20 protein-coding genes are annotated in these 26,857 nt (G+C 59.2%); 3 read left to right on the top strand and 17 right to left on the bottom strand.

What is annotated here, in order from left to right; all coding sequences use genetic code 11:
* Window positions 1-263: 263 nt before the first annotated feature.
* The 10 genes from ACESUZ_RS08665 to ACESUZ_RS08620 form a co-directional block, all read right to left on the bottom strand.
* On the bottom strand, window positions 264-731 hold the full coding sequence (locus ACESUZ_RS08665) for a YfcE family phosphodiesterase (protein WP_006235155.1): 468 nt from the start codon (window positions 729-731) through the stop codon (window positions 264-266).
* A 95-nt stretch (window positions 732-826) separates the two neighbouring features.
* Entirely contained in the window at window positions 827-1,543 is a 717-nt protein-coding gene (locus ACESUZ_RS08660) for a LytR/AlgR family response regulator transcription factor (RefSeq protein WP_006235156.1), read from the bottom strand.
* 72 nt (window positions 1,544-1,615) lie between these two features.
* Entirely contained in the window at window positions 1,616-2,959 is a 1,344-nt protein-coding gene (locus tag ACESUZ_RS08655; protein ID WP_368136642.1) for a histidine kinase, read from the bottom strand.
* Window positions 2,956-4,143 carry a glycosyltransferase gene (locus ACESUZ_RS08650; protein ID WP_055285281.1) on the bottom strand — a complete coding sequence of 396 codons (1,188 nt, stop codon included), beginning with the start codon at window positions 4,141-4,143 and terminating at the stop codon, window positions 2,956-2,958. The genes ACESUZ_RS08655 and ACESUZ_RS08650 overlap by 4 nt, the downstream gene beginning before the upstream one ends.
* 171 nt (window positions 4,144-4,314) lie before the next feature.
* Window positions 4,315-5,574 (bottom strand): MFS transporter, encoded by a 1,260-nt coding sequence (locus ACESUZ_RS08645; RefSeq protein WP_373199607.1) that lies wholly within the window; start codon window positions 5,572-5,574, stop codon window positions 4,315-4,317.
* 101 nt (window positions 5,575-5,675) lie between these two features.
* Window positions 5,676-6,620 carry a zinc dependent phospholipase C family protein gene (locus tag ACESUZ_RS08640; protein ID WP_006235160.1) on the bottom strand — a complete coding sequence of 315 codons (945 nt, stop codon included), beginning with the start codon at window positions 6,618-6,620 and terminating at the stop codon, window positions 5,676-5,678.
* A gap of 92 nt (window positions 6,621-6,712) precedes the next feature.
* Window positions 6,713-7,447, bottom strand: a complete 735-nt coding sequence (locus tag ACESUZ_RS08635; protein ID WP_373199604.1) for a LytR/AlgR family response regulator transcription factor — start codon at window positions 7,445-7,447, stop codon at window positions 6,713-6,715.
* A gap of 38 nt (window positions 7,448-7,485) precedes the next feature.
* Window positions 7,486-8,877 carry a sensor histidine kinase gene (locus tag ACESUZ_RS08630; RefSeq protein ID WP_226790488.1) on the bottom strand — a complete coding sequence of 464 codons (1,392 nt, stop codon included), beginning with the start codon at window positions 8,875-8,877 and terminating at the stop codon, window positions 7,486-7,488.
* Between the two features lie 112 nt (window positions 8,878-8,989).
* A complete protein-coding gene (locus ACESUZ_RS08625) occupies window positions 8,990-10,267 on the bottom strand; it encodes a metal-dependent hydrolase family protein (protein ID WP_117633809.1) in 1,278 nt (425 codons plus the stop codon).
* Window positions 10,268-10,398: 131 nt separating this feature from the next.
* Entirely contained in the window at window positions 10,399-11,850 is a 1,452-nt protein-coding gene (locus ACESUZ_RS08620) for an APC family permease (protein WP_373199601.1), read from the bottom strand.
* Between the two features lie 354 nt (window positions 11,851-12,204).
* Between ACESUZ_RS08620 and ACESUZ_RS08615 the strand changes: the two genes are divergently transcribed.
* Window positions 12,205-13,206, top strand: coding sequence for a C39 family peptidase (locus ACESUZ_RS08615; protein ID WP_373199599.1), 1,002 nt, complete (start codon window positions 12,205-12,207; stop codon window positions 13,204-13,206).
* 462 nt (window positions 13,207-13,668) lie between these two features.
* On the opposite strand, the gene ACESUZ_RS08610 is transcribed toward ACESUZ_RS08615, so the two are convergent.
* The 6 genes from ACESUZ_RS08610 to arcC form a co-directional block, all read right to left on the bottom strand.
* Entirely contained in the window at window positions 13,669-15,123 is a 1,455-nt protein-coding gene (locus tag ACESUZ_RS08610) for a family 1 glycosylhydrolase (RefSeq protein WP_255413168.1), read from the bottom strand.
* A gap of 1 nt (window position 15,124) precedes the next feature.
* Window positions 15,125-16,474: a PTS sugar transporter subunit IIC gene (locus ACESUZ_RS08605; RefSeq protein ID WP_195361524.1), complete on the bottom strand. Its 1,350-nt coding sequence runs from the start codon at window positions 16,472-16,474 to the stop codon at window positions 15,125-15,127.
* Window positions 16,475-16,483: 9 nt separating this feature from the next.
* On the bottom strand, window positions 16,484-16,777 hold the full coding sequence (locus ACESUZ_RS08600) for a PTS sugar transporter subunit IIB (RefSeq protein ID WP_117648560.1): 294 nt from the start codon (window positions 16,775-16,777) through the stop codon (window positions 16,484-16,486).
* A gap of 46 nt (window positions 16,778-16,823) precedes the next feature.
* Window positions 16,824-17,150: a PTS lactose/cellobiose transporter subunit IIA gene (locus ACESUZ_RS08595; protein ID WP_117757821.1), complete on the bottom strand. Its 327-nt coding sequence runs from the start codon at window positions 17,148-17,150 to the stop codon at window positions 16,824-16,826.
* 119 nt (window positions 17,151-17,269) lie between these two features.
* Entirely contained in the window at window positions 17,270-19,165 is a 1,896-nt protein-coding gene (locus ACESUZ_RS08590; RefSeq protein ID WP_373199596.1) for a BglG family transcription antiterminator, read from the bottom strand.
* A gap of 355 nt (window positions 19,166-19,520) precedes the next feature.
* Window positions 19,521-20,483, bottom strand: a complete 963-nt coding sequence (gene arcC, locus ACESUZ_RS08585) for a carbamate kinase (RefSeq protein ID WP_006235166.1) — start codon at window positions 20,481-20,483, stop codon at window positions 19,521-19,523.
* Between the two features lie 435 nt (window positions 20,484-20,918).
* Between arcC and ACESUZ_RS08580 the strand changes: the two genes are divergently transcribed.
* Both ACESUZ_RS08580 and ACESUZ_RS08575 read left to right on the top strand, forming a co-directional pair.
* Window positions 20,919-21,095, top strand: a complete 177-nt coding sequence (locus ACESUZ_RS08580) for a hypothetical protein (RefSeq protein WP_373199595.1) — start codon at window positions 20,919-20,921, stop codon at window positions 21,093-21,095.
* 79 nt (window positions 21,096-21,174) lie between these two features.
* Window positions 21,175-22,536 (top strand): ATP-binding protein, encoded by a 1,362-nt coding sequence (locus tag ACESUZ_RS08575; protein WP_161160074.1) that lies wholly within the window; start codon window positions 21,175-21,177, stop codon window positions 22,534-22,536.
* Between the two features lie 277 nt (window positions 22,537-22,813).
* Here ACESUZ_RS08575 and nifJ read toward each other — a convergent pair whose 3' ends face one another.
* Window positions 22,814-26,353, bottom strand: coding sequence for a pyruvate:ferredoxin (flavodoxin) oxidoreductase (nifJ, locus tag ACESUZ_RS08570; protein ID WP_342996857.1), 3,540 nt, complete (start codon window positions 26,351-26,353; stop codon window positions 22,814-22,816).
* Between the last annotated feature and the right edge of the window lie 504 nt (window positions 26,354-26,857).

The raw sequence follows: 26,857 nt of genomic DNA, 5'->3' as shown, positions 1-26,857 counted from the left end.
GCTGCTCTACAGTCCTGCGCAAGACGGAAAGCACATTAAGTGCTTTCCTTTGCGTGCGGAACTCGCGACAAACTTAACCCCCGCCCTCAGCCCCGGAGACCCTCCCTGCCGTCACATTGTTCAATCAGTTTTGCGGGCGTGCGCCGCTGCGCGGCTAGCCCGCATGCTCCTCGGCGGGGTTGGTCTGATGGATCTTGTTGAACTTCCGCCTTTGGCTCAAATGGAAACGGGGGACGCATCTGCATCCCCCGTTTTTGTTGTGATTACTCTAGGTCAATAAACTTAGTGCTTAGGATCTTGCCGTCTTTTACTAGCATTCTGGCCATGGTGGGGCCTCGGGTGCCTCTGGGGTAGCTGGCGCTGCCCGGGTTGAGGACTAAGCAACGGCCCACTTGGGCTTCTTTGGTTACGTGGGTGTGGCCGTTGATGGCTACGTCTACGGATCCCACCGGAAGGTCTTCGCGGTAGTGGGCTACGGCGAATTTGAGGCCTTCGTAGGTAAAGAGTGCAAGACGGTCTACATCGGGACCGTAGTCGCGGTAGTAATCGTTGTTGCCCAGTACGGCCCGCACGGGGGCGATGGTGCATAGGTGCTCGTAGTCCATCTCTGACGTGAGGTCGCCAGCGTGGATAATCAGGTCTGCGCCCTCAAGCTCATCCAAGAGCGCAGGCGAAAGATAGCCGTGGGTGTCCGAGATGATGTCGATGCGCTTGGCGCTTGCACTGTTCATGGGATCCCTTCCGCAAAAAACGATTCGGCAGATACATACAAAAAGGCCCCACGGCTCCGCAGACGATGGGTCTACAGGGCTGCGGGGCCAGTGTGCTAGAGACTCAGAGCCTTCTTAAGCGGCACGACGCGGCGGCGCGAAACCGGCACGCGTTCGTCGACGCCCGTAATGCCCAGCTGGATGGCGCCCGAGGGCACCGTCTCGACGTCCGTAACGCACGCCAAGTTGACGATATAACGGCGGTGAACACGGAAGAAGCCAAAGTCGCAGAGCTTGGCCTCAAACTGCGCCAGCGAGGTTGTCGACAAAAAGCGATCATCGACGGTATAGATGCAGGAGTAATCGTCCTTGGCCATGATAAAGCGAATGTCGTCCACGGGAATGAGCACCTTGCGGCCGCCCTTTTCCACCGGGATACGCTCGATGGTCACCTTGCTGTCCGTAACCGGCTTGGCGCGTTGCATGACCTTCTCAATCGCGCGATCCAAGCGAGCTTCCTCGACCGGCTTCATCAGATAATCGACGGCATCCACGTCGAATGCCTCGACCGCATGGTCACTATACGCAGTCACAAACACGATCGCCGGCGGATTTTTGAGCTTATGCAGCGCCTCGGCAAGTTGCAGGCCCGAGGCACCGGGCATCGAGATATCGAGAAACACGACATCCACGCGACTTTCCATAAGCATCTCGATGGCGGAGCGGACGCTCGACGCCTCCGTGATCGTGCCGATCTTGCCCGTTTGCTCGAGCAGGAAGCGAAGCTCCGAGCGAGCCGGCGCCTCATCATCCACAATCATCGCACGCAGCATAGGGATAAAACCTTTCGTCAACTAACTACGCCGGGCATCCGTCGCATGACGTTGAGCCCGTAGCCTTTTATTTTACTCTTGAATGTCGAAGATGCTCTCTGACAAATCAAGATGAAGGAGCACTTTGGTGCCCTTGCCCGGCGCCGATTCGACACGCGTATAGGAGTGCGGCCCATAAAAGCGATGGATGCGCTCCGAAATATTGTGCATGGCCACACCGGCGCCGCCACCCTGGGGAGAGCTGGCGTCGGGACGGGCAGAACGCTCGTCAAACAGTCTGGCGGCGGTACCCTCATCCATGCCCACGCCATTATCGGCCACGGCAATCAAGATTGCATCCTCGCCGTCTTGGTGAACGGTCACGTCGATCCTCAGGGCGTCGTCATCGCCCATACCATGACGTACGGCGTTCTCGACAATCGGCTGGATCACGAACGCCGGCACCAGCGTATCTTCCACATCCTCGGACACATCGAACGTCGCAAGCACGCGGTCCTCGCCAAAGCGGGCCTTCTCAAAGGTAAGGTAGCGCCTGGTCTGTGCGACCTCGCGCGAGACCGGAATAAGCGATCCCGAGTTGTCGAGCGTGGCACGATAGAACGATGAGAACTCACGAAGCAGTTCGCGGGCCCGCAGCGGGTCGGTGCGCGTAAACGATGCAATGGTGTTCAGCGTGTTGAACAGGAAGTGCGGGTTAATCTGCGCCTGCAGCGCACGCACCTCGGCGCGCGCCGTGAGTTCCTTTTGCACCTCGAGCTCGTGGATGGCGAGCTGCGTGGACAAGATCTCGGCAAAGCCCGAGGCAAGCGCGTACTGGGTACGGTCGACGGCGCGCGGGGTCTTGTAGTAGAACTTGAGCGTGCCGACGGTACGATCGCCCACCTTGATGGGGGCGATAATGCCGGCGGGAACTTGGTTGTGCGAGCCGTCCGAGCCCACGACATCCACCATACGGTTGAACGACTGCACGATGCCATGTTCGATAACGTAGCGTGTGGCAAGCGTGTGGATGGGAGAATCTGGCAGTAGTTTTTCCTCAAACTCTCCCGCGCAGGCAAGCACGTTGCCCTCGTCGGTGATGGCCACCGTCATGGCGCGCGTCTCGGGCAAAATGCGCCGGCACACCAAACGCGCCGACTCCTGCGTCAGACCGCCCTTAATGTCCTCGAGCATGGCCGAGGCCACCGAGAGCGTCTCCTCGGTGTACTGGGAGCGCACCGAATCGGGATTGAGCGTCAAAAAGATAAAGATGCACAGAAAGATGCACAGCAGCGCGCAGGCAATCACCGTGGCGATCGGCTCGATACCGGTCACCAAGGCAAAAATAAAGTACACCAGCACGCAAATGGCGCAGGCAACGGCAATGATGCGAAAGATTGATATTGAACTATCGCGCTGGGCGCGGCGGTCGATCATTCGGCCCCCTCAAGGATACTGATCAGTTGTGCGTCACGCCAAAGCCCGTCCATGATCTTGGGCCAAAAGCTCTGGAAACGCAGGTAGCTTGCAGCGTTTTGGCGCGCATAGGCCTTTGCCTCGTCGATACCATGGCGCCAGATGCGCAGGTAGCCCTCATGCTCGCGGGTAAACACGCTGCGGACCATAGCGGTCTTGCGCACGCGGTCGTCGAGCTCGCGCGAAATCCACGGGCCCGGGTAGGGCATGAGCGATGCCGCCGTAACGGGAATGAGCTCCTTTTGATGCGCGGCGAATGTCAACTTTGCCCGTTCGTAATACCAACGGTATACATCCTGCATAAAGCGCGGTGAGCGCTTTTCGGACTCCGGAGGCAGATGACGCACGGTCCACTCGTTATCGAACCACACGTCGTAGCCAAACATGCGCATGTTAAAGAGGTAATCCAAGTCCTCGCCGCGGGTGATAAACGGGTCAAAGGCTACACGCGTAAAGGCGCGGGCGTGCAGGGCCATCAGGCCGCCGCACACGTAGTTGGAGCGCGAGATGCGGGTGCCCGAGAGCGCCTTTTTCATCCAACGGTTGAACTCGATGCGCTTGGTCCACCAACGATGGCAGATGCCCGCCTTGTCCGTGGGAGCCAGCGGCGAGCCGTCGCGATCGTAGAAATAGCCGCTCTTGACCAAGATTGGCAAGCCCTGACGCGTCTGCTGCCCCAACGCATAGGTCGCGCGCTTCATAAAGTCGGCGTCGATGACAGTCTCATCGTCATCCAAAAAGATAACCGCGTCATGACCCAGCACAGCGGCACAGGCTAGCCCCATGTTGCGAATGGCACCGTAGCCTCGCAGGCTCACGCATTCGCCCGAACCCTTGGGCGCGATCTGAGCAACCCGGTCTGCGATGCGCGAGGCCTGGGTGTTGGTGACAACGGTGACCTTGAGCGTGGGATGCGCGTCGACAATCTCGTGCACGCGCAGCGACACATCGGCTGTGGCAGAAACGGGACAGACCACCAAAAGGATGATGCGCGGGATGTCACGTACCTGCTCAAGCGAGGCCAGACAGCGGTCGAGTTCGGGATTGTCGGCGTTGAGTCGCGTCGAATGGTCATAGGTGCCAGGGGCGTTTGCGCAAGCGTCATCGCCCGCCCAATACGTTGGAATCACGACTGTGGCGTTCATGCCTTACCCTCCCTGCAACACAAAAACGGGACGCCGCCAAACACAGGCGACGCCCCGCGACCTAGCTGATTCCATCATACCCACTTGGGCAAATCATTGCTCGCAAGTCGCAATGTTTATTGCGGATAACCCCAAAAGAGTACCGTGGACAGGCACAATAGCCGCTCGCTCCTATGCGGCATGCTCTGCCGCCCGAGTCATGCGGGACAGGCGGACCAGCAGCATAAAGCCAACGACCAGCAGCACGCCAATGGAAAGGACGCCCAGCGACGGGTTGCCGGTCAGCGAGGTGACGACCGACACCAGGAAGGTGCCCATAACGCTTGCATAACGACCAAAGATGTCAAAGAAGCCGTAGTACTCGTTGGACTTTTCCTTGGGGATAATGCGGCCAAAGTAGCTACGGCTGAGCGCCTGCACGCCGCCCTGGAACAGGCCGACCATAATGGCAAGCACCCAGAATTCAAAGGCGGTCTTTAGGAAGAACGCGGCAAAGAGCACGATGCCCATGTAGGCGGCGACCGCCACCAGGATCATGTTGAGCGTGCCCACGCGTCCGGCGAGCTTGCCATAGATGATGGCGGACGGAAAGGCCACGAACTGCGTAACGAGCAGCGCCAGCACCAGCTGCGTCGAATCGATGCCCAAAGCCGATCCGTAACTGGTGGCCATGGAAATGACCGTGTGGACGCCATCGATATAGAAGAAGAACGCGACCATGTAGACCAGCACGGTCTTGTTGTGGGCGATCTCGCGCATGGTGTGTCCGACCTCGGAGAACACACCGCCCACGATGTGGCCGATGGTGTCCTCGGGACCGCGCTCGCGACCGTACTTTTGCTTATAGGTGCGAATGAGCGGCAGGGTAAAGATGAGCCACCAGGCACCAGTGATGACAAACGACAGACGCGTTGCCAGCATGGTGGGGACGCCAAGAGCGGGGCCACCCATGATAAGCGCCAGGCAGATGATGAACGGCACGGTAGAACCGATGTAGCCCCAGGCATAGCCCGAGCTGGACACGGCGTCCATGCGCTCGTCGGTGGTAATGTCGGGCAGCATGGCGTCGTAGAACGTCATAGAAGAGTTAAGGCCGATGGTGCACAGCACGTACACGGTCAAAAATGCCATGGCGGACATTGGGATAGCCTGCGCCAGGCAAAGCACCAGGCCCGTGAGGAAGAAGCCCAAGAAGAACTTGATCTTGTTGCCGGCGTAGTCGGCAAGCGCGCCCAGAATGGGCATGAGCATGGCGATGACCAGCGAGGCGATCGTCTGCGCATTGCCCCAAGCGACCACCAGGTCGGCCGAGGAAGCGCCGGTATTGATGGCGTTAAAGTAAATGGGCACCACCGAGGTATTGAGCAGCACGAGGGCCGAATTGCCCACATCGTACATAACCCAGTTACGCTCGAGCTTGGTGTATTTCATGGACAGGGACCCTTCGTATTTGCCCGATATGCAGTTAGTTCATCGTACCCCAATTGTCCAGAAGCACCGGTAAGGATTCGGCAAAGGGGCACGCACGAGCCCTATTCCTCGCGGTCGAACTCCTCATCGGCATTGAGCACGCGACCGCTGTAGTTGACGTGACTGGTCACGGCATCCATGTCACCGGTCTCGATAAAACGTGCGACCGTGCACTCGTAATCGACCAGCGCGCGATCAAAGACCTCGGGGAAACTCTCGTTCGAGACCTCGTCGGTAAAGGGATTCTTCCATGTCAGATGGCCCAGGTTACCGGTGCGCTCGGGCAGCTCCGTCGTCACGCGATGGGCAAGGCCGTCGAGCAGCGAGTAGTCGTGCACCAAGCCCTCAACCAGCGAGATCGCGCGCGTCTTTGCGGAGCCGGCCGGCTCAATCGCGCGGTAAAGTCGCTGCATATTGGCAACGGCAGCACCGTACTCCCCCGCCGGAATGTCAATGCCATACACGCGTCCGGCAACATAGCTCATCAGCACGCCGGCCACGCGATTGATGCGATCGGTGGTGACGATCTCGCCCGCCGGCGGGTAATCGTCGACCGTAGCGCCATCGCGTTTAAGCTGCAGCATCAGTACATCCAGGTCGCTCTCGATCACAGCATGGACCTGACTGCTCGAATCCTCAAGCTCTGAATCGGACTCCACGATGCCAAACTGCTGCTCATAGACAAAGGGGTGGGCGTTGCGGTCGAGCACGTAATGAGACAGCAGGCCCAGCGCAAAGGCACGACCCAAGCTGGCGTCGCGCGGCAGCAGATGCGACACGCCGTCGCGCAGGCACGCGAACTGGCGAGACATGCGCGACCGATGCATGACCTGCGCCAGCAGCGTGCAGTCGGAAACACGCGGTGTCAGAATGTGAAAGAAGAACGGGTCGGGGCCTTGGTTGCCCAAGATAAAGGCAATGCGCTCTTCATCGGACGTGATGACGCCCTGCGGAAGACGGTCGATGCTTTCCTCGCCAAACAGATGATGGGTGATAAGCGCGGGCATAATGATCCTTTCGATTTCATTCGATGCCACCCATTATGCCCACCGCGCGCCCATGCCAAACCTGCGATGGCAAACGACGGCACGCAAGCCTCTTACGCAAGCCCCAGGTGCGACTTGACCTCGGCGGCACGACGACGGGACACCGGCACCGTCGAGCTCACGCGGTCAAGCCTGAGCTCCATCAACCCCGTGGAGCCAATCTCAACATTGTGCACGTCTTCCAAATTGACCAGATAGCTGCGATGAACGCGAATAAAGCCCTCGGAGACCAAGCGACGCTCGAGCGAAGAGATCGACTCATTGATCAGGTACGTTCCCTCGGCGCAGATGGCATTGCAAAAATCGGCGCGCGCCTCAAAGTAGCAGACGTCTGCGGCGGGAATGAACACCTTTTTGCCCCCGCGGTCCACCGTCAGACGCAAAGGCTGGCGCGGAGCGTGGATAACACGACGGGCACCCAAGGCTGTCTCGATCTTGTCGAGTGCCTTTGACAGGCGTGCGTCCTCGACCGGCTTGACGACATAGTCGACCGCATCGAGGTTATACGCATCGGCGGCAAACTCGGCAAACGCCGTCACAAACACCACGACCGGCGGCGTCTTTAGGTTCTGCAGCGTCTCGGCAAGCTCAATTCCCGAGCGACCGGGCATGGTAATGTCTAAAAACAGCACGTCGGGCTTATTCGACAGAATCGACTCCACGGCTTCGGTGACATTGCCCGCCTCGGCAATCTGACCCACACGCATATCCTTTTCCAACAGATAGCGTAGCTCAGCCCTAATTGGAGGCTCGTCATCAACCACCAAGATGTTCCAGCCTTCGGACATATGTGCTTCCCCTCTTTTTCTCTCAATCCAACCGCGTACTACGCCGTCAACGGCGCGGGCTCATGCGGCTCGCCGTTCAGCTCGACGATGACCTGCGTTCCCACGCCCTCCTGGGACTTCACGCGCATGCCGGAATCTTCTCCGTAAAAGAAATGGATGCGCTGAAGCACGTTGAAGAGCGCCAGGCCGCAACCTCGCTTGACGGAGCCGTCGGCGGTAATGCTCTCGGGCTCCTCTCGGCGATGTTGCTCAAACAGATGCGCGCAGACCTCTTCGCTCATACCGATGCCATCGTCCTCGACGATGATCTCCAAACCGTCATCGGTCTCGAAAGCCCTAACATGAATAGAAAGCGGCTCGGTCTCGCGCTGCGCGTGCTTGATGCAGTTTTCGAGCAACGGCTGCAAGATAAACGGCGGCACCATGCAATCGCGCACCTCAAAGTCGATATCGACCGAGACGCGCAGACGGCCGTCGCCATAACGAGCCTGCATAAGATTGATATAGCGAGTGCCCTGCTCCACCTCGTGCTCGAGCGTTGTGAGGGTATCGGAATCAGAAAGCGTCTGACGGTAGTAATTGGAAAAGTCGATCAGCAGCGACCTGGCCTTGTCCGGCTCGGTACGTACGAGCGACACGATGGTGCTGATGGTGTTAAACAGAAAATGAGGATCGACCTGCGATTGCAAGGCGCGCAGCTCCACGCGGGCCGTAAGCTCGTCCTGGCGCTCGAGCTCAAAGCTCGCAAGCTGCGTGGAAATGAGGTCGGCAAAGCCCGAGGCAAGCGCCGTCTGGCGCATATCGATGCTGCTCAGACGGGGATAATACAGCTCGAGCGTGCCCACGCAATGCCCGCGCACGGTAAGCGGTGCGACAATACCGGCGCGCAGGCGCGGAAAGTAGCCACCCGTCTCGGTCGAGGCATCGCGCGAGAACACGCTTTGCTCACCGCTGTTAATCACATTGAGCGTGGTCCGCAGCACCACCGGGGTGCCCGCGGGGCATTTTGCCGAGTCCTCGCCCCAGCTTGCCAACACCTGCTTGCCGTCGGTAAAGCAGATGGCAGAGGCGATAGTTTCGGACAGGATGATCTTAGAGGCGCCCAGGGCAGCTTCGGGCGTAAGGCCGCGCGACGTGTAGGCGAATATTTTCGACGCGATGGCGAGCGTGCGGTCGGTAGCGCTCGATGTGAGGTCGTCGGGAACGACAAAGACGTACGAGAAGAAGAAGCACAGCATGACCAAGCCGGCAATGACGACAACGGCCGGAACGGGATTGGGATTATCGGTTAGATCCCAGATGAGCAGCAGGATAAGCAGTGGAACGACAATACCGAGCAAGATGGCTTGAACCACATGCTGAGCGGTACGAAAGACCTTGGTAGAGTTGTAGCTCTTGCCCAGAATCAGCCTATTGAGATCCACTGTCATCCCCTTCTTACTGACGCACCCCATAGCAATAAAGAGGGCCGCAAGCGACCCTCTCCATTGCATTATGCAATCAAATACTGTGTTTTACATCAAGCCATCGATGAACGGTAGCTTAGGCGCTGTACTTGTTTGCCTCGCCGAAGGTACCGGCCTCGACAATCCAGCCGTCCTTCATGATGACGTCCATGTTGTCGGTGTTGAGCACGTGGATGTCGGCGGCGACGTCACCGTTGACGACCAGCAGGTCGGCGCACTTGCCGGCCTCGATGGAACCGGTCTCGTCCTCGATGTGGCACATCTTGGCACCGTTGAGGGTGGCGCAGGTGATGGTCTCGACCGGAGTAAAGCCGATCTTGTCGACGAACTCGTACATCTCCTCGATGGAGCAGGTGCCGTACGGGGTGACGAAGGAGAAGGAGTCGGAGCCGATCGTCATGACGACGCCGCGCTTCTTGGCCTCGCGCAGGCAGTCGTAGTTGCGCTGCAGCTCCTTCTCGACCAGGGTGCCCTCGTACTTGTCGTGCAGCTCGGGAACGTAGACGGGCGGATAGGTGGCGTACCAGGTGGGCAGGAAGGCGATCGTCGGAGTGAAGAAGGTGCCCTGCTCGGCCATGAGGTCCATGGTGCGCTCATCGATATCAAAGCCGTGAATCAGCTGCTCGCAGCCAAAGCGAACGGAATCGTAGGCAGCGGCGTGGTTGTTGTAGCAGTGGCTCCACACGGGGATGCCGACCATCTTGGCCTCTTCGACCACGGCCTGAATCTCCTCGGAGCAGTAGTGCTGGTCGCGGCCGGAGTCCCAGCGCCAGATGCCGCCACCGGTAGCCCAGATCTTGATGGCATCGGGGTTCTCGCGCAGGCGACGACGGACGGCCTTGCGCAGATCCCAAGGACCGTCGACCTGATCGCCCCAGGGGTGCGATTCCTTGTTAAGCTCCTGGCTGCAGTGGTGAGAGTCGCCGTGGCCGGCAACGCGGCAGAAGCCAAGGCCGGTGGCCAGAACGCGCGGGCCCTTGAAGACGCCCTTGTCGATGCAGTCACGGATCTGGATACCAAAGCGGCCGATCTCGCAGACGGTGGTAAGGCCGTGGGTGAGGCAGTCGTAGGCCTGCTTGACGGCGACGGCCTGCTTCTCGAGGAGCGGCTGCATGACCCAGTCGGTGTCATCGTCGGTCAAGTTGCCCGAGAAGTGCAGGTGGGTGTCGATCAGGCCAGGAAGGACGGTCTTGCCGGCGGCGTCGATGACCTCAACGCCCTCGGGAAGGTCCTGCATGGCGCCGGCGTACTCGATCTTGCCGTTGTCGTCGACGAGAACGAGGGAGTTCTCGACCGGCTCGGCACCGGTACCGTCGATGAGCTTGCCGCCAACGATTGCATACTTAGTGGACATGGTTCCTCCTTATGGATCCATATAGTGGGCGAGGCCGTGTTGGGTTAAGGCCTCACAAAGCTACCCAAGTGGTACCGGGTTCGGTGCGCGGAAGAGAGGGTCCCGCGCACCTGATCCGCCCCGGCTCGGCGTTACTTTTTGCGGGAATTGGTGAAGGCCATGAGAGCCAGGCCGACGGCCAGCCAGCCGATCACGATGCTCCACTCCACCATGTTGAGGGAGGCGGGAGAGAACGGAATCACGAGCAGGCCGATGATGATGGCACAGGCACCGATGGCGAGGGAGATGCCAAACTTGCCGCCGGGCACCTCGTAGGGACGAGGCAGGTCGGGCTCGGTGAAGCGCATGCGCAGGCAAGCGAGGGCGACCATGCCGCAGGAGAAGATGAAGGCGAGAGCCGACACGTTGGTCAGAGGGATGAGCATGTTCTTGCCCAAAAACGGTCCGACGACGGTGATGACGCCCAGAACGACGCAGGCGAGCTTGGGAGCGCCGGACTTGGGGTCGACCTCGGCGAACTGCTCGGGCAGCTGGCCCTTGCGGCCCATGGCGAGCATGATGCGGCTCGTGGCGCCGTAGAAGGAGTTCATCGGACCCATGGGTCCAAGCGTGGCGATGACGAGCATGGCCAGGTACAGGAGCATGTTGATGCCCTTGAGGCAGGCGAGCGCGGGAACCGGGCTCTTAACGAACTCATGCCAGTCGAGGATGGTGCCGAACGAGTAGATACAGACCATGTAGAAGCCGCCGGCGGCCAGCAGGGCCAGGGAGATGATCTTGCCGAACTTGTTCCAGTTGAGGCCCTCGGCTGCTTCCTCAGCCTGCTGGGGAATGGTGTCGAAGCCGGCGTAGAAGAACGGAGTCAGAACCAGGACCGACACGATGCCGGCAAACAGGCTGGAGCTCTCGGTAGCGGCCTTGCCGCCACCAGCGCCGGTGACCTGGGAGAACACAGGCATGGCATTGTCCGGCGAGCCGGTGAACAGCGAGACGCCCATGGCGAGCAGCATGCCGCAGAGCAGGGCCTTGGTCAGGAAGGCCTGGAGCTTGGCAGCCGAGCTGGCACCGCGGAAGTTGAGGAAGATGACGTAGACTGCAAAGCCGAGCGCGATCAGCGTCGGGAACAGGTAAACGTCGGCCCCCAGGATGGTGTAGAGCTTGACGGCGCGCAGCCACTCAAGGCCGGGCAGGCTGCCGAACATCTCGGACACGAGGGTCGAAATGGCGATGGCCTCCCACGGGCACAGGATGCCGTTGCCCAGGGCCAAAAGCCATCCGGTGATGTAGCTCAGCGTACGGCCAAAGCTACGATCGACATACTCGACGATGCCGCCCGAGATGGGGATAGCAGCCGTGAGCTCACCGAAAACAGCTCCGACGGGCACGAGGAAGATTGCACCCAAGAGGAATGCGATCATAGCGGGAACGGGACCGCCGCCCACGACCATCCAGTCGCCGACCTGCAGAACCCAACCGGTACCGATGATGGCACCGAAGCCGATGGTGAAGAAGTTCCAGAGCGAGAGCGTTTTCTTCATGCCGCCGTTATCCTCGACTGCAACTTCTGCATTCTTGTCCGCCATTGTTCCCCTCCTTTCCTTTTTGACGCCCCTTGGCGTCACCCCTTGCGCGGTCCGTTTTGCCGCGCGCTTTTTTCCATGGCTTTAAGATACGGCCTTGGCGCAGCAGCGCCGCTCGCAGCTCGACCGAAGGCAGAACTGCAAAACGAGCGGCACCGTTTTTGGGACGAACGGCGGGAGACGTCATTCGTCTTGGACGCTTTCATCTTGTCTGCTTTTGAATACCTGTTGCCGTGACGCTTGGCGCGCAGCGCGGCAACGTTCATACCATTTGTCAGGCTTTTAGCGCACATACCCATGTGTCGTGCATCTTTTTATGTAGGATAGACAAGTTACACATGAGGCAAGGTGATTCGAATGGCATACGGATACAATGACGGCGACCAACGGCCACAAAGTGTGCGCCTTGCCGGCCGCACCACGCCAACGCCCAGAAGCACCTCCGACAACGACAACCCGCAGCGCCCCCAAGGGCAGCCCGGGGCTTCTTCGCGGCAACAAAGCCGTACCGTGCAGCAGTCAGACCGCGTGAGCACGAGCGCACGCCAACGCCAGACCGACACATCGCAGCCACGCCGCTACGATCGACATAAGACCGACTACTACGTTAAGCGCTCCTTTTCTCGACCTCAACGCGATCGCGGCAATTCCGCCCCTCACCCCGCGTCGCACACCACAAGCCACGCGCTTCCGGCCCGCCGCCTACGCCTTGCGCTTTGCTCCATCGCCGCCTGCCTCGTCTTTGTGTTTTTGGGATCCTGTATCTCCCACGGATCAGCTGGTCTTGAGCCCACTGCCGAGGACAAGCTGCTTAAAGCTCCCGTCGCGCCCGGTTACTCATTTGCTTTTTCGACCCCGCGTTCGCAGTGGAGCGCCGGAACCATGCCCCACATCTACCAAATTGACCCCGCATGGTCGGAGCTGCCCTATGCCGGCGGCACTATTCGCGAAAACGCTTGCGGTCCCACCTGCCTCACCATGGTCTATATCTTTAAGACCGGCCACACCGATAAGACGCCGGTCGATATATGCGCGCTGGCCGAAGCCGGCAACTACGCCCCCACTGGTGCCACCGAGTGGTCGTTTATGACAGGCGGTGCGTGGCAGCTGGGGCTCAACGGAACACAGCTCTATAACGATCGCGAATCGATTACTCAAGCACTTCGCTCGGGTGCGCCCGTCATCGCCGCAGTGCGCCCCGGTACGTTTACCAACGTAGGCCACTACATCGTGCTCTACGGCATCGACGATGCCAACCAGATTGGCGTCTACGACCCCAACTCGGCCAGCCGCAGCGCCCGCCGTTGGGGCGTCGTAGAGGTCCTCAACGAAGTCGAAGCCATGTGGGCCTACTACTAGTCATTGGGGACACTCATTGGGGACAGACTTAAATGAGTAGTCCCAGATTGCCAGGAACCGCCGGTACGGAAAGCGCATCCCACTTTGGAACTCAATGGTGAGATGCGCTTTCCGCTAGCGGTCCGTTTGGGAAACAACATCCCGCTTTTCGGCCAAATTCCGGGATGCATTTTCCCGTTGAGGACCTCAAGGGAAACTAGATCCCGTTTTGGACGTTCATCCTGGGATGCACTTTCCGCAGTTGATCGACAGTGGCCTTTAAGGACTGTCCCAAGCTGCCGGCAGGAAAGGAACGTCCCCAAGTGCCGGGTTTCCGCAGTCATTGGGGACAGACTTAAATGAGTAGTCGTTTAAGAACGTCCCCAACGACTACCCACAGAATGAGGGTCTCATCGGGGACTAGGTAAATAACAAAAGCCCCCGCGGCCAAAGCGGACCGCGGGGGCAACAGACCTGCAAGAGTTAACTCAAGTCCTCGCCATTTGATGCAATGACCTTTTGGTACCAGCAGAAGCTGTCCTTTCGGTAGCGATCGAACGTGCCTTTGCCCATATCATCGGCATCAACATAAACAAAGCCATAGCGCTTCTTCATCTGCCCCGTCGAGGCCGACACCAAATCGATACAGCCCCACGGCGTGTATCCCATCAGGTCAACACCGTCCTCGACAATTGCATCGCGCAGCGCAAGAATATGCCTTCGCAGGTAATCAATATGATACGCATCGTGGACTTTGCCGTCTTCCAGCGCATCGAGTCCGCCCACACCGTTCTCGGCGATAAAGAGCGGAAGATGGTAACGATCGTGGTAGCCGGCAAGCGTCACGCGCAAACCCAGCGCATCGATCTGCCACTTCCAGGCAGTCTCTTTATCCTTGAGGTACGGATTGCGCAACGTCGGGAACACGTTGCCCTCCGCCTTCTCGGCGATCACCTGATCATCGGCGCACACCAAGCGCGAGCAATAGTACGAGAACGAGATGAAGTCGACCGTATGCTCTGCCAGATACTCCGTATCGCCCGGCTCAAAGGGCACGTGAACACCCTCTTTCTCGAGTGCACGCAGCTTCCAAGCAGGATAGGCGCCCGCAGCCATCACGTCTGTGTAGAAGTAGCGGCCGCGGTCCTCCTCATACGCAAGCCATACGTCCTCGGGCGCACAACGGTACGGATAGGTCGCACCGGCAGCGACCATGCAACCCACCTTGTTTGCGGGATCGATCTTGTGCAGAATCTCGACAGCGCGAGCGCTCGCCATAAACATATGGTGCGAGAACGCCGCGGTCACGGCTGCACGGTCACGCTCATCCTCGAGCGTGACACCCGCGTTGAGATAGGACAGCGCCACGCTGTTGATCTCGTTGAACGTAAGCCAATAACGCACGAGGCCCTGGTACGCGCGTCCGACGGTCTCGACGTAGTGCGCATACCGCTCGATCATCTCTCGGCTTTGCCAGCCACCATAGCGCTCGACCAGAGCCAACGGATAGTCGTAGTGCGACAGCGTCACAAGCGGCTCGATTCCATGCTCGCGCAGCGCCTCGAATACCTGACGGTAAAACTCCAAGCCCTCGCCGTTGGGCTCGGTCTCCATCCCTGTGGGAAAAATACGGCTCCAGCAAATTGAAAGACGCAGGCACTTAAAGCCCATCTCGGCAAAGAGCTCGACATCCTCGTGCCAATGATGGAAGAAGTCGTTGCCCCAGCGGCATGGATACAGCCTGTCCGGATCGTCCACGGGCTTTTGCCTGCCAAACATTACATCCCAGCGGTCGGAACCCTGTGGGATCAGGTCGGAGTGCGACATGCCGCGGCCGCCCTCGTTCCAGCCCCCTTCGGCCTGGTTGGCGGCGAGGGCACCACCCCACAAAAAGCCCTCGGGCATACCGGCGGCAGACGTTCTGTCAAAGTAACTCATGCTACTCAGCATCCTCGGCAGAAGCTGCCGCGGCGTTCTCCTGCTCCTGAGCCAGGAGCTGGTTATCGTACACCTTAAAGAACGGGTACCAGACCACAGCCATGACCACGATCAAAACGATCGTAAACACCCAGATGCGCGGGTCGAGGCACTGGACAAAGCCCTGAACGAAGATGGGGAACGTGCCGCTCACCAAGATGTAGAAGTTAGAGACAAGACCCAGTGAGACCGCACCCCAATACAGCAGGGCCGAGATCATGCCGCCTAGCACAAACGGAATCATGAGGATCGGGTTGAAGATGATGGGCGCGCCGAAGATCGCGGGCTCGGAGATACGGAAGAAGCTCGGCACGATCGATGCCCTGCCAAATGCCTTGAGCTGCTGCGACTTTGCCCTAAACGCGCAGAGCGCCACAAAAGAGAACGTATTACCCGTGCCGCCGATGAGGTTGATGGCCAACGACATGAGCGCCGGGTGGAACTCAAGCGGCTGCCCGGCAGCATAGAGCGAGGCGTTGGCGGCAAAGGCGGCAAGCGTGACCGGGGCGGTGATGGGCATTACGATCATGTTGCCGTGGACGCCAAAGCACCAAAACAGCAGCGTCATGAAGCAGATAAGCAGTGCGCCGGGCACAGAGTCAACTGCGACGGAAAGCGGGGCAGCGAGCAGCTTCTCGATAACCGAGGGGATGGACAGCGCGGGATCGATCATCTGGATCAGCAGGTTGCCGCCAAAGAAGATGAGGATGTTGGCGAGCATAGGTACGATGGCGCCAAAGGTTTCGGACAAAAACGGCGGCACGCCATCGGGCATCTTGATGGTGATGCCCTTGGTCTGGCAGAAGCGCGTGACCTCGACGGAGACCAAGGCAACGATGATGGCGGTAAACAGGCCCTGCGCACCCAGATAGGTGCAGGGGACCGCCTGGAGCACGGACTCGTCAGCAAGCTGGTAGTAGGACGACGGCGCCGCGGCGATCAGGAACATCACCAGCGAGGTCATGCCGGCGTTAAGCTTGGGCATCTTGTAGGTGCCCGCCAGGTTATAGGCGATTGCGAACGTCACGATCACCGACAGTATGCCCATCGTCATGTTGAAGGGAATGAGCAGCGTGAGCTTATTGGCCGTGGCAAAATCGAGCCAAGGGCCAAAGACGGACCAGAACCCGCCCTGCGCCACCAGGTCGGCCGTGACCGGCGGGTTGGCGAGGATCATAAAGACGGCAGATACCAGGATGAAGCTGATCGCGCTCATAAAGCCCTTTTGCATGGAGGCAAAGTGGCGCTCGGTGCCGCAGAAATTGGCGATAGGGGTCAGTTTTTCCTGAAGCAGGGTCATGAACTTCTCCATGGTTGCCTCCTAACCCAACAGCGACTGGGCGAGTGCCAGCACGTTGGCGGCGTTGCCCATGCCGTAGTCCTGTGCGGGGATGACCGCGGTCGGCTTACCGCTCCCCTGCTTGACGGTGTTGAGCTGGTAGGACACCTGCGGCCCCAAGAGCAGCACGTCATAATTGGCGCACGTCTCCTGATACTCGCCGATACCCACCGCATCGATATCGAGCTCGATGCCGTTTTGCTCCGCATATTTCTCGAGTTTCTTCATCAGAATGCTTGTAGACAGACCAGCTGCGCAAACAAGAAGGATCTTCATAAGGGATTCCCTTCGCATTGATTGGTTGGATAGTCACCGCACGCCGCTAGGCGTTCTTGGTTGCAGTGCGCTCATACAGGCAGATCAGCTCCTGCACGAGCTCCTGAGCAAGCATGGAGCACATGAGGTGGTCCTGAGCATGGACCAGCAACACATCCACCGACAGATGCTCGCCCGCTGCCTCAGTCGAAAGCAGCTGCGTTTGGATGTGGTGAGCCTTGATTCCCGCATCCTTTGACTGCTTCATGAGTTTGGCGGCGGCGTCAAAATCCCCCGCCTTTGCCTTTTCAAGGGCTTCGAAGGCAAGGCTGCGTGCCTCTCCCGCTGCAGCGACCAGCTGAAACGAAACCATCTCGGTTCCCTGATCGTCCATAACGGTCTCCTCTCCCGTGATGTTTGGTTTGTACTTGAATATTCGAAACGCCTATCTCCCGCCCGCAATCCTCGAGGTTTATTGCAGGTAGACTGACAGGGTCATCGACAAAAGAAGTCTTAAGCCGTATGCGCTTGCACAAGCGCCATCAGCTCATGCCAGGACCGGCGCTCGCGTAGGCGCTCGACCCCCTGGCGGTCCATAAAGATCTCGGCGAGCAGTGAGCTCAAGATCCGCGCCTCATCGCCGCCCGACCGGGCAAACGACACCATAAAGACGATATCGACCTCATGGCCGTATTCATCCCAAAGAATGGGATGTTCGAGCAGGCCCACGGTAACAAAGGCCTCGGCGCTCAAGGGATGCATCCCATGGGGCATGGCTACCCCATTGCCAAACGAGGTGGCGCTCGCGCTCTCGCGCTCGGCGACCTCTTGGGCAAACTGGGCATCGACACGGCCGCTCTCGACGGCGCGCTCGGAGAGATATCGGAGAACGGCCTGCTTCGACGACGCCTCAACGCGGTTGAAGAACAGGGCACGGCTAAAGAAAGAGCTCACGGAGTCCGATTGCGCAGTGTCGTCGCTCAGCACCTTGCGGATAGCGTTGACATCGCTCGTCTCCAAGAAGAAATCGGCCTCGCGGACGGGCACGGGCAACTTGACGTTGAGCGGCACCGTTGTGAACACGTAGTCGATATGCGAAAAATCGAACGTTCCCACGCGGGCGACATCGCATGTCTCAATCGAATCGATATACATGCCAAACTGCTTGCGGTACTGGTGCTCGAGCATACGGGCGCTTCCCGCTCCCGAGGCGCACACGATCAGGATGCGTTTGCGACGCGGCTGGTCGGCTTGCTGCTCGAGGGCCAGGGCAAATGCCATGGCGATGTAGCCGAGCTCTTCATCAGAGGGCTGGCTGCCAAAATGACGCTCGAGTACCTGCGAGGTGCCAGCTGCCATCGAATAGGCCAACGGAAACCTCGTCTTGATATCGGACAGCATGGGGTTATCCATATGCATGTGATATTCAAGGCGATAGCCCAGAGGGCCGATATGCCGAGCAAGGTTCATGCGAAGTTCAAGATCGCCGCTAAAGTCAAACCTAAACTCATCGTTGACCGCACGTACCATCTCGGAAGCAATCTCCCACATCTCGTCCGAGATAACGGCAGAGCCCTTCTCGGGCACGCCCGTGCCCCTGCCGAGCAAATGGATTGCGATAAAGGCAACCTCTTCTCGGGGCATGCTCACGCCCAGGACATCCTTGATGTTTGCGGCAATCTGGAAAGCCGCGGCGTATTCGCGCGTTCCCTCCAGTTTTTGAACGTCCGATTCTGCAGCTGGGACATAGCAGCCCTGCTCGATGCGGCCAAGAGCAATGTAAAGATGCATGATGAGATTGCGGGATGCCAGCGAGCTCACCGTGACGGGCGAGGCCGTCAGAGCATCGTCCACACATGCGGCGATGGCCCGCAGGCGCTCGGCGAGCTTTGCATCGTCGGTGTCGGGCAACACGGGCCTCACCAGCGAGGCCAGGCACGGGCGCCGCTGCGACTCCCCGCCCGCAACGCGGATTCCGTAGCGTGGGCGCTTTTCGAGCGTTAAGTCAAATTGGGCGAGTTTCTGCTCTACCAGACGCATGTCATTGGACAGAGTTCGCGCTGAAACGTAGAGTAAATCCGCATACTCCTCAATCGTCACCCACTGGGACCGCATGAGGAGGTCGTTAAGAAGGAAGGACACACGGCCGTCGCGCGTATCAGGAATGCCCGGATGGGCCAGAGCCGCACCGTCTAGCAAGCGAGCAAGCTCATCTGCACGTGCAACATCGATACGATACTGCCCCTTGCTGCCAACGATGCGTGCAACCCCTGCAAGGTTGTCGTTTGCGCGATGGATATAGTTTCTCACGGCGCGCTCGCTTACCTCGAGACGCTTGGCAAGTACCGCGACAGCGACAGGTTGAGCGTCCTCGATCATATTTACAAGCTGCTTGACGCGAGCATCCATGTCCTCCTCCTTTCCCTGCGTCTAGTCTAACGCGGTAAAGAATGACACTCCACGTCGCGCTCGTTCCGCCAACTCGGAACAGGTTGCGGGGAGTCCAGCCGAACTTATAGGGAGCACGGAGAAAGGGCCCGAAAGCCATGTGCCGGTGTGAGATGCGCTTTCCGCAGTCATTGGGGACAGACTTAAATGAGTAGTCGTTGTGGACGTTCTTGTTTGACTAGTCGTTTAAGAACGTCCCCAATGACTAGGTGAATAGCAAAAGCCCCGCAGTCGGAGCGGACCGCGGGGCTCATGAAGAGAGGCTAGTTTGTGGGCGCTTTGCCTGGCGCCCACGGGAGAGGCAACGGAGTAGGGGCTACTCGTGGATGCGGGTACCGGAGAGGCCGGCCATGGTCTCGGCGGCCTTGTCCAGGGCGCCGATGATGCAGGTGCGGCCCTTGCGGGAGCGGGCGAACTTGATGGCGGCGCGGACCTTGGGCTCCATGGAACCCTTGCCGAACTGACCCTCGTCGGCCAGCCGCTCGGCCTCGTCGGCGGTGAGGTCCTCGAGCTCCTCCTGGTTGGGCTTGCCAAAGTTGATGGCGACATGCTCAACGGCGGTCAGCAGGAACAGAACGTCGGCGTCGCAGTCCTCGGCCAGCAGCTCGCCGCCCAGGTCCTTGTCGATGACGGCGGGAACGCCCTTGTAGCAGCCCTTGTTCTCGTAGTCGCGGACGACGGGGATGCCGCCGCCACCGCAGGCGATGACGATGAACTCGTTGTCGAGCAGGTTGAGGATGGAGTCAGCCTCGACGATCTTCTTGGGATCGGGGGAAGCGACGACGCGACGCCAGCCGCGGCCGGAATCCTCGACGAAGACCTTGGAGGGATCCTCGGCCATGAACTCCTTGGCCTGCTCCTCGGTGTAGAAGGGGCCGATCGGCTTGGTCGGGTTCTTGAACGCGGGATCATCCGGGTCGCACTCGATCTGGGTGACGACGGTGGCGGCGTGCCAACGCTTATAGCGCTTGTGCATCTCGCGGCCGATGCCCTGCTGCAGGTGATAACCAATGTAGCCCTGGGACATGGCGCCGCACTCGGGCAGCGGCATCTCGGGGGTACCGATGGCATCGTGGGCAGCGGCGAAGGCGTTCTGGATCATGCCGACCTGCGGGCCGTTGCCGTGGGTGATGATGATCTCGTTGCCCTGCTCGATGAGGCCGAGGAGGGCATGGGCGGTGTTGCTCACGGCCTCGATCTGCTCGACGGGGTTGTTGCCGAGGGCGTTGCCGCCAAGGGCGACGACAATACGATCGGGCTTGCCAAGAGGCTTAGACATTGCTGGAATCCTTTCTGTAAAAGGCCTACAACCCATTAATAACCCGCGTCCGTGCGATACGCGAGTTTATTAAGGTTTATATTCTCTTTATCGCTCATTTTATTCATTTTGAAAATAGCGGAACGGTGAACGGTCGTTTTTATCCGCTCAGCGTACAGAACCCCAGCTCAGACATATCTACGCCATTTACGTGCAACTTTATTTAAATGCAGCGAGGATTATATCGGATTATGCAAACTACATCTCTGCTAAACACAAAACGGACAGCGCAATATCTTACTCGCACTATACGCGATTCTATACATTAATTTGACGAGTATGCATCCCTGCAAAAACATGGGGCTTTTCATCCAACATAAGGGATAGCCGATCGCGCTTCACCCCGCGGCAAGCGACTGCGAGTTCGCAGTATGGAACTTTACCGTCGGCTTCTGCATGAACGCTGCCGACGCCCTTTCGCTCCTGCGCGCCCAAGCAGCCGAGAACGCTAACGGCGCCACTGCCAACCTGGCCACCCTCAACAACGGCGCCGCCAGCCTTTTCGCAAAGTACCGTGCTGGCTCGCTGGCTTTGAGGCCTAAGCGAGCTTTGCTATTTGCCAATTTTGTATGATTTGGGTCAAATCTATCTGCCAATTTTTGTATGATTAGGGTCAAATCTATTTGCCAATTTTTGTCATTGAGGGGTTTTAATGCTACGCCGTAAGGTCACTGACAGGCTTTTGAGCTGGAAGAACAAATCCAATAAAGCGTTGCTTGTTACTGGCGCGCGTCAGATTGGCAAGAGCTATGCAATTCGCGCGTTTGGAAAGAGCAACTACGCTTCGTATTATGAGGTCAATCTGCTACTCGATGCCGAGGCAAGAGACGTACTTGTTGGCGCTAAGAACTCCATTGACTTCATCAACCGTGTGGCCCTTCTTGCGGATGCACCGCTTGTTGAAGGAGACACGCTTATCTTCGTCGATGAGATTCAGGAGTATCCGCAGATCGTTACACTTATGAAGGCGCTGGTCGAGGACGGACGCTTTAGCTATGTCTTCTCGGGGTCTATGCTTGGGACTGAGTTTAAGGGGATCTCTTCTTTTCCGGTGGGGTATGTCGAGCACATTGTTATGCGACCGATGGATTTTGAAGAGTTCTGTTGGGCAAACAGCATCAGCGAGAATGTGCTTGCAGACATTCGCAGCTGCCTTGTCGAGAGACGTCCCGTCGAAAACTATATTCATGAGGCGATGCTCAAAAACTTTAGAGCCTATATCGTTTGCGGCGGCATGCCAGAGGTCGTTCAGAACTATATCGATTCGGGCTATTCGCTCGTGAGAACGCGTGAGCTTCAAATTCAGCTAGTCGATCAGTACAAAAGCGATATCTCAAAATATGCATCGACTCGAGCGTTTAACGTTCGCTCCATTTTCGAGCAAATTCCCGTTCAGCTTGAGGCGGAGTCCCATCGCTTTATCGTCTCGTCTCTAGGCGAGGGAGCTCGTCTTCAAAAATACGAGCAGGATTTCCTATGGCTGGTGAACGCAGGCGTTGGATTGATGGTCCCCCAGGTGACGGAGGCCCGGAGTCCTCTTAAGAGGACAGAGAAGGCAGCCGCCTTCAAACTATACGAGTCCGATACAGGAATGCTCGCATCGCGATATCCCGGTAGCACGGCACGCGCTGTATATCTAGATATGAAAACCCCCAACCTCGGCGGTCTCTATGAAAACGTGGTCGCGCAGGAGCTTGTTGCCCTCGGAGCAGATACGTGGTACTACCAAACACGTGAGGTCGGTGAAGTCGACTTTGTAATCGAAGGCGCCCGAGGACATGTTGTCCCAATCGAAGTCAAATCGGGCAAGAAAGTTCGAGCACATGCGGCCCTCGATCGCCTGATGAGTGTGGGCGAGTACAAGATTCCCGAGGCCGTTGTGCTGAGCCACGAAAACCTTAGCGAAGAGGGCAAGATCCTGTACGTTCCAATCTATATGACATTCTGCCTCGATGAGTTTATGGAAAAGGACGACCCCAACAACGATTTCTCATTTGCACCCATATCTCTCTAGATCATCTGAACCAACAACCAAGCCCCCTCCATAACCAAAGTAACGCGTGGTTTCGCGGCCGCGCCGCGAAACAGCGACGGGGACAAAAGGCCCCCACAACCACGTCCCTCATGCAGCCCCACAATCCGAGGACGTAGTCGTAGCAGGATCTGAGGGCTAACCTTCGCGGACACTCCGCAGAACGAAAGAACCCCCGCCGCACGTAGTGCGCAGCGGGGGTTCTTTCATGTCCGAGGACGTACGCGAAGGTCAGCCCTCAGATCCTGCGGTGGGAGACCTAGGCCTCGTTGTACACCGTCTTGAGCTTCAGCAGGTGAGCATAGCGGTCCATAGCGGCCTGCTCGTTCTCCTTGAAGAGCTCCTCGGCGCGCTCGGGGAAGGAACGCGTCAGCGAAGCGTAACGGGCCTCGTTCATCAGGAACTCCTGATAACCGCCCGCGGGCTCCTTGGAATCGAGCGAGAACTTCTTGCCGGCAGCAGCCTCGGGGTTGAAGCGGAAGAGGTTCCAGTAACCGCACTCGACAGCCTTCTTCATCTCGGCCTGGCAGTTCTGCATGCCGCCCTTCTTGATGGAGTGCATCTCGCAGGGGCTGTAGCCGATGATGAGGGACGGGCCGTCGTAGGCCTCGGCCTCGTGGATGGCCTTGAGGGTCTGAGCCGGGTTGGCGCCCATGGCGACCTGCGCCACGTAGACGTAGCCATAGCTCATGGCAATCTCGGCCAGGGACTTCTTCTTGGTCACCTTACCGGCAGCGGCGAACTGAGCGACCTGGCCCAGGTTCGAGGCCTTAGAGGCCTGACCACCGGTGTTGGAGTAAACCTCGGTGTCGAAGACGAAGACGTTGACGTTGTGGCCGGAAGCCAGGACGTGGTCCAGGCCACCGAAGCCGATGTCGTAGGCCCAGCCGTCGCCGCCGAAGATCCAGAAGGACTTCTTGGTGAGGTAAGCCTTGTCGGCGAGGATTGCCTTGGAAGCGTCACAGCCGCACTTCTCGAGCTCGGCAACGTAGGCAGCGGCAGCGGTCTTGGAGGCCTCGGCGTCGTTGACGGAGTCGATCCAAGCCTGACCGGCAGCCTTGAGCTCATCGGACGGACCATCGGCAGCGATGATGTCCTGGGTAGCGGCGATCAGCTTCTTCTGGACGGCCTCGTAACCGACGGCCATGCCCAGACCGTGCTCGGCATTGTCCTCGAACAGGGAGTTGTTCCACGCCGGGCCGTGACCGTCCTTGTCCTTGCAGTAAGGAGCGGTGGCAGCGGGGTTGCCCCAAATGGAGGAGCAGCCGGTGGCGTTGGAGATGAACATGCGGTCGCCGGCGACCTGGGTCACCAGACGTGCATAGGCGGTCTCGGCGCAGCCGGCGCAGGAGCCGGAGAACTCCAGGTAGGGCTGCTTAAACTGGCTACCCTTGACGTTGGCCGCGATGAGCTCCTTCTTCTCGGAGACGTTCTCGACCATGTAGTCCCAAACGGGCTGCTGGTCCATCTCCTGCTCGGTGGGAACCATCTCGAGGGCGCCCTTGGGGCAGACCTTGACGCAGTTGGTGCAGCCCATGCAGTCGAGCGGGGACACAGCCATGGTGAACTTCATGCCCTTGGCCTTGGGGCCCATGGCGTCGAGCGTGCGGGTAGCCTCGGGCGCGGCGGCAGCCTCGTCCTCGGTCATCGCGAACGGACGGATGGTGGCATGCGGGCACACGTAGGCGCACTGGTTGCACTGGATGCACTTGGTCTCGTCCCAGTGGGGAACGACCACGGCGACGCCGCGCTTCTCGTATGCGGAGGCGCCCAGCTCAAACTGGCCGTCAGCGCAATCGACGAAGGCGGAAACGGGCAGGCTGTCGCCGTCCATGCGATCGATGGGCTCGAGCAGGTTCTTGACCTGCTGGGCGATAGCGGACTTGGTCTCCTCGGAGAGCTCGACGGGAGCGGCATCCTCGGCGGTAGCCCAGTCGGCCGGAACCTCGAACTTACGGAAAGCGGTAGCGCCGGCATCGATGGCCTTGTGGTTGGCGTCGACGATGGCCTGGCCCTTCTTCATGTAGGACTTGGTAGCCGCGTCCTTCATGTACTGCAGGGCGTCCTCGGCGGGCAGGACCTTGGCCAGCGCGAAGAAGGCGGACTGGAGCACCGTGTTGGTGCGCTTGCCCATGCCGACCTTGGCCGCCAGGTCGATAGCGTCGATCAGGTAGACGTTGACGTTGTTGTTCGCGATGTAGCGCTTGGCCACGGCGGGCATGTGCTCGGCGAACTCCTCGTCGCTCCACTGGCAATTGACCAGGAAGGTGCCGCCCGGCTTGACGTCGCGGACCATCTTGAAGCCCTTAACGATGTAGCTGGGGTTATGGCAGGCGACAAAGTCGGCCTTGGTCACGTAGTACGGCGAACGGATCGGAGAATCACCAAAGCGCAGGTGCGAGACGGTGACGCCGCCGGTCTTCTTGGAGTCGTACTGGAAGTAGGCCTGGACGTACTTGTCGGTGTGGTCGCCGATGATCTTGATCGAGTTCTTGTTGGCGCCGACGGTACCGTCGCCACCCAGACCCCAGAACTTGCACTCGATGGTGCCGGGGGCTGCGGTGTTGGGCGCATCCTCGGCCTCGGGCAGGCTCAGGTTGGTCACGTCATCGACAATGCCGATGGTGAACTCGCGCTTGGGCTCGTCCTTCTTGAGCTCCTCGAAGACAGCGAACGCGGACGCGGGAGGCGTATCCTTGCTGCCCAGACCATAACGGCCGCCGACAACCTTGATGCCCGTCTTGCCGGCCTCGTAGAGAGCGGAGACGACGTCCTGGTAGAGCGGCTCGCCGATGGAACCCGGCTCCTTGGTGCGGTCCATGACGGCGATCTTCTGGACGGTCTCGGGGAGAACGTCGACGAAGTGCTTGATGGAGAACGGGCGGAACAGGCGAACCTTGACCAGGCCGACCTTCTCGCCGTGAGCGTTGAGGTAGTCGATGACTTCCTCGAGCACGTCGCAGAAGGAGCCCATGCACACGACGACGCGATCGGCATCGGGAGCGCCGTAGTAGTTGAACAGGCCGTAATCGGTGCCGAGCTTCTCGTTGATCTTCTTCATGTAGCCCTCGACGACGGCAGGGAGCTCGTCGTAGACCTTGTTGCAGGCCTCGCGGTTCTGGAAGAAGATGTCGCCGTTCTCGTGGCTGCCGCGGGTGTGCGGGTGCTCAGGGTTGAGCGCGTGATCGCGGAAAGCCTGGACGGCGTCCATGTCGCACATCTCGGCCAGATCCTTGTAGTCCCACATGGCGACCTTCTGGATCTCGTGGCTGGTGCGGAAGCCGTCGAAGAAGTTAAGGAACGGGGTCTTACCCTCGATGGCGGCAAGGTGAGCCACCGGCGAGAGGTCCATGACCTCCTGGACGTTGCCCTCGGCGAGCATGGCGAAGCCGGTCTGACGACAGGCCATGACGTCGGAGTGATCGCCAAAAATGTTCAGGGCGTGGGAAGCGACGCAACGCGCGGAGACGTGGAAAACGCCCGGGAGCTGCTCGCCTGCGATCTTGTACATGTTCGGGATCATCAGGAGCAGACCCTGAGAAGCCGTGTAGGTGGTGGTCAGAGCACCGGCGCCCAGCGAACCGTGAACGGTACCGGCTGCACCTGCCTCGGACTCCATCTCGACGACCTTGACCGGGGTGCCGAAGATGTTCTTGCGACCCTGGGCCGCCCACTGGTCGACATGGTCGGCCATCGGGCTGGACGGCGTAATGGGATAGATTCCCGCTACCTCGGTGTACGCATACGAAACATATGCGGCCGCCTCGTTGCCGTCCATAGACTTAAACTTACGCGCCATATACCCCTCTCCTCTCATATAGGTATACAGGCCCCGGCGATCGCCGGGATGTTGGCGTGATGGGATTTACGCTGTTGCTTCCAATCATCTGGCAGGCAGGCTCAGCAGCAGGTACGTGGCGTGGAGAGAAGACATGCCGAGGCGAGGGGCAGCTGATGCGCCCCACAGACCCGACCGCCCGTCTTGCACATGACCGAGCGCCGCAAAGGCCGCATGCCGGATGCTCCCGGGCACGCCCCGGCGATGGGAAGCGCCCGCAACGGAAATCCGCATGCGGGTTTATTGTACCCCGCCGTTAAGTGTAATTTCGACAAATATAGGCGGGCGGTAAAGGTTTACCTCGGGTGACCGCCAAAGGCCAGAATGGTCCCTCCATCCCCGGACGACTGGCTCTGACGCGCCAAGGAGTGTCCCCAAGTACCGGCAGAGACGATATGAGCAGGACATAAAAACATTGAGAGCCCCTGCTGCATGAAAGACCGCGGATTAGGCCGACAATGGTGA

The organism is Collinsella aerofaciens ATCC 25986 (assembly GCF_964239575.1).
GTDB classification, from domain to species: domain Bacteria; phylum Actinomycetota; class Coriobacteriia; order Coriobacteriales; family Coriobacteriaceae; genus Collinsella; species Collinsella aerofaciens_BQ.
Note: the sequence above shows the minus strand (reverse complement) of the source record. Positions and strands in the feature narration are given on the sequence as shown.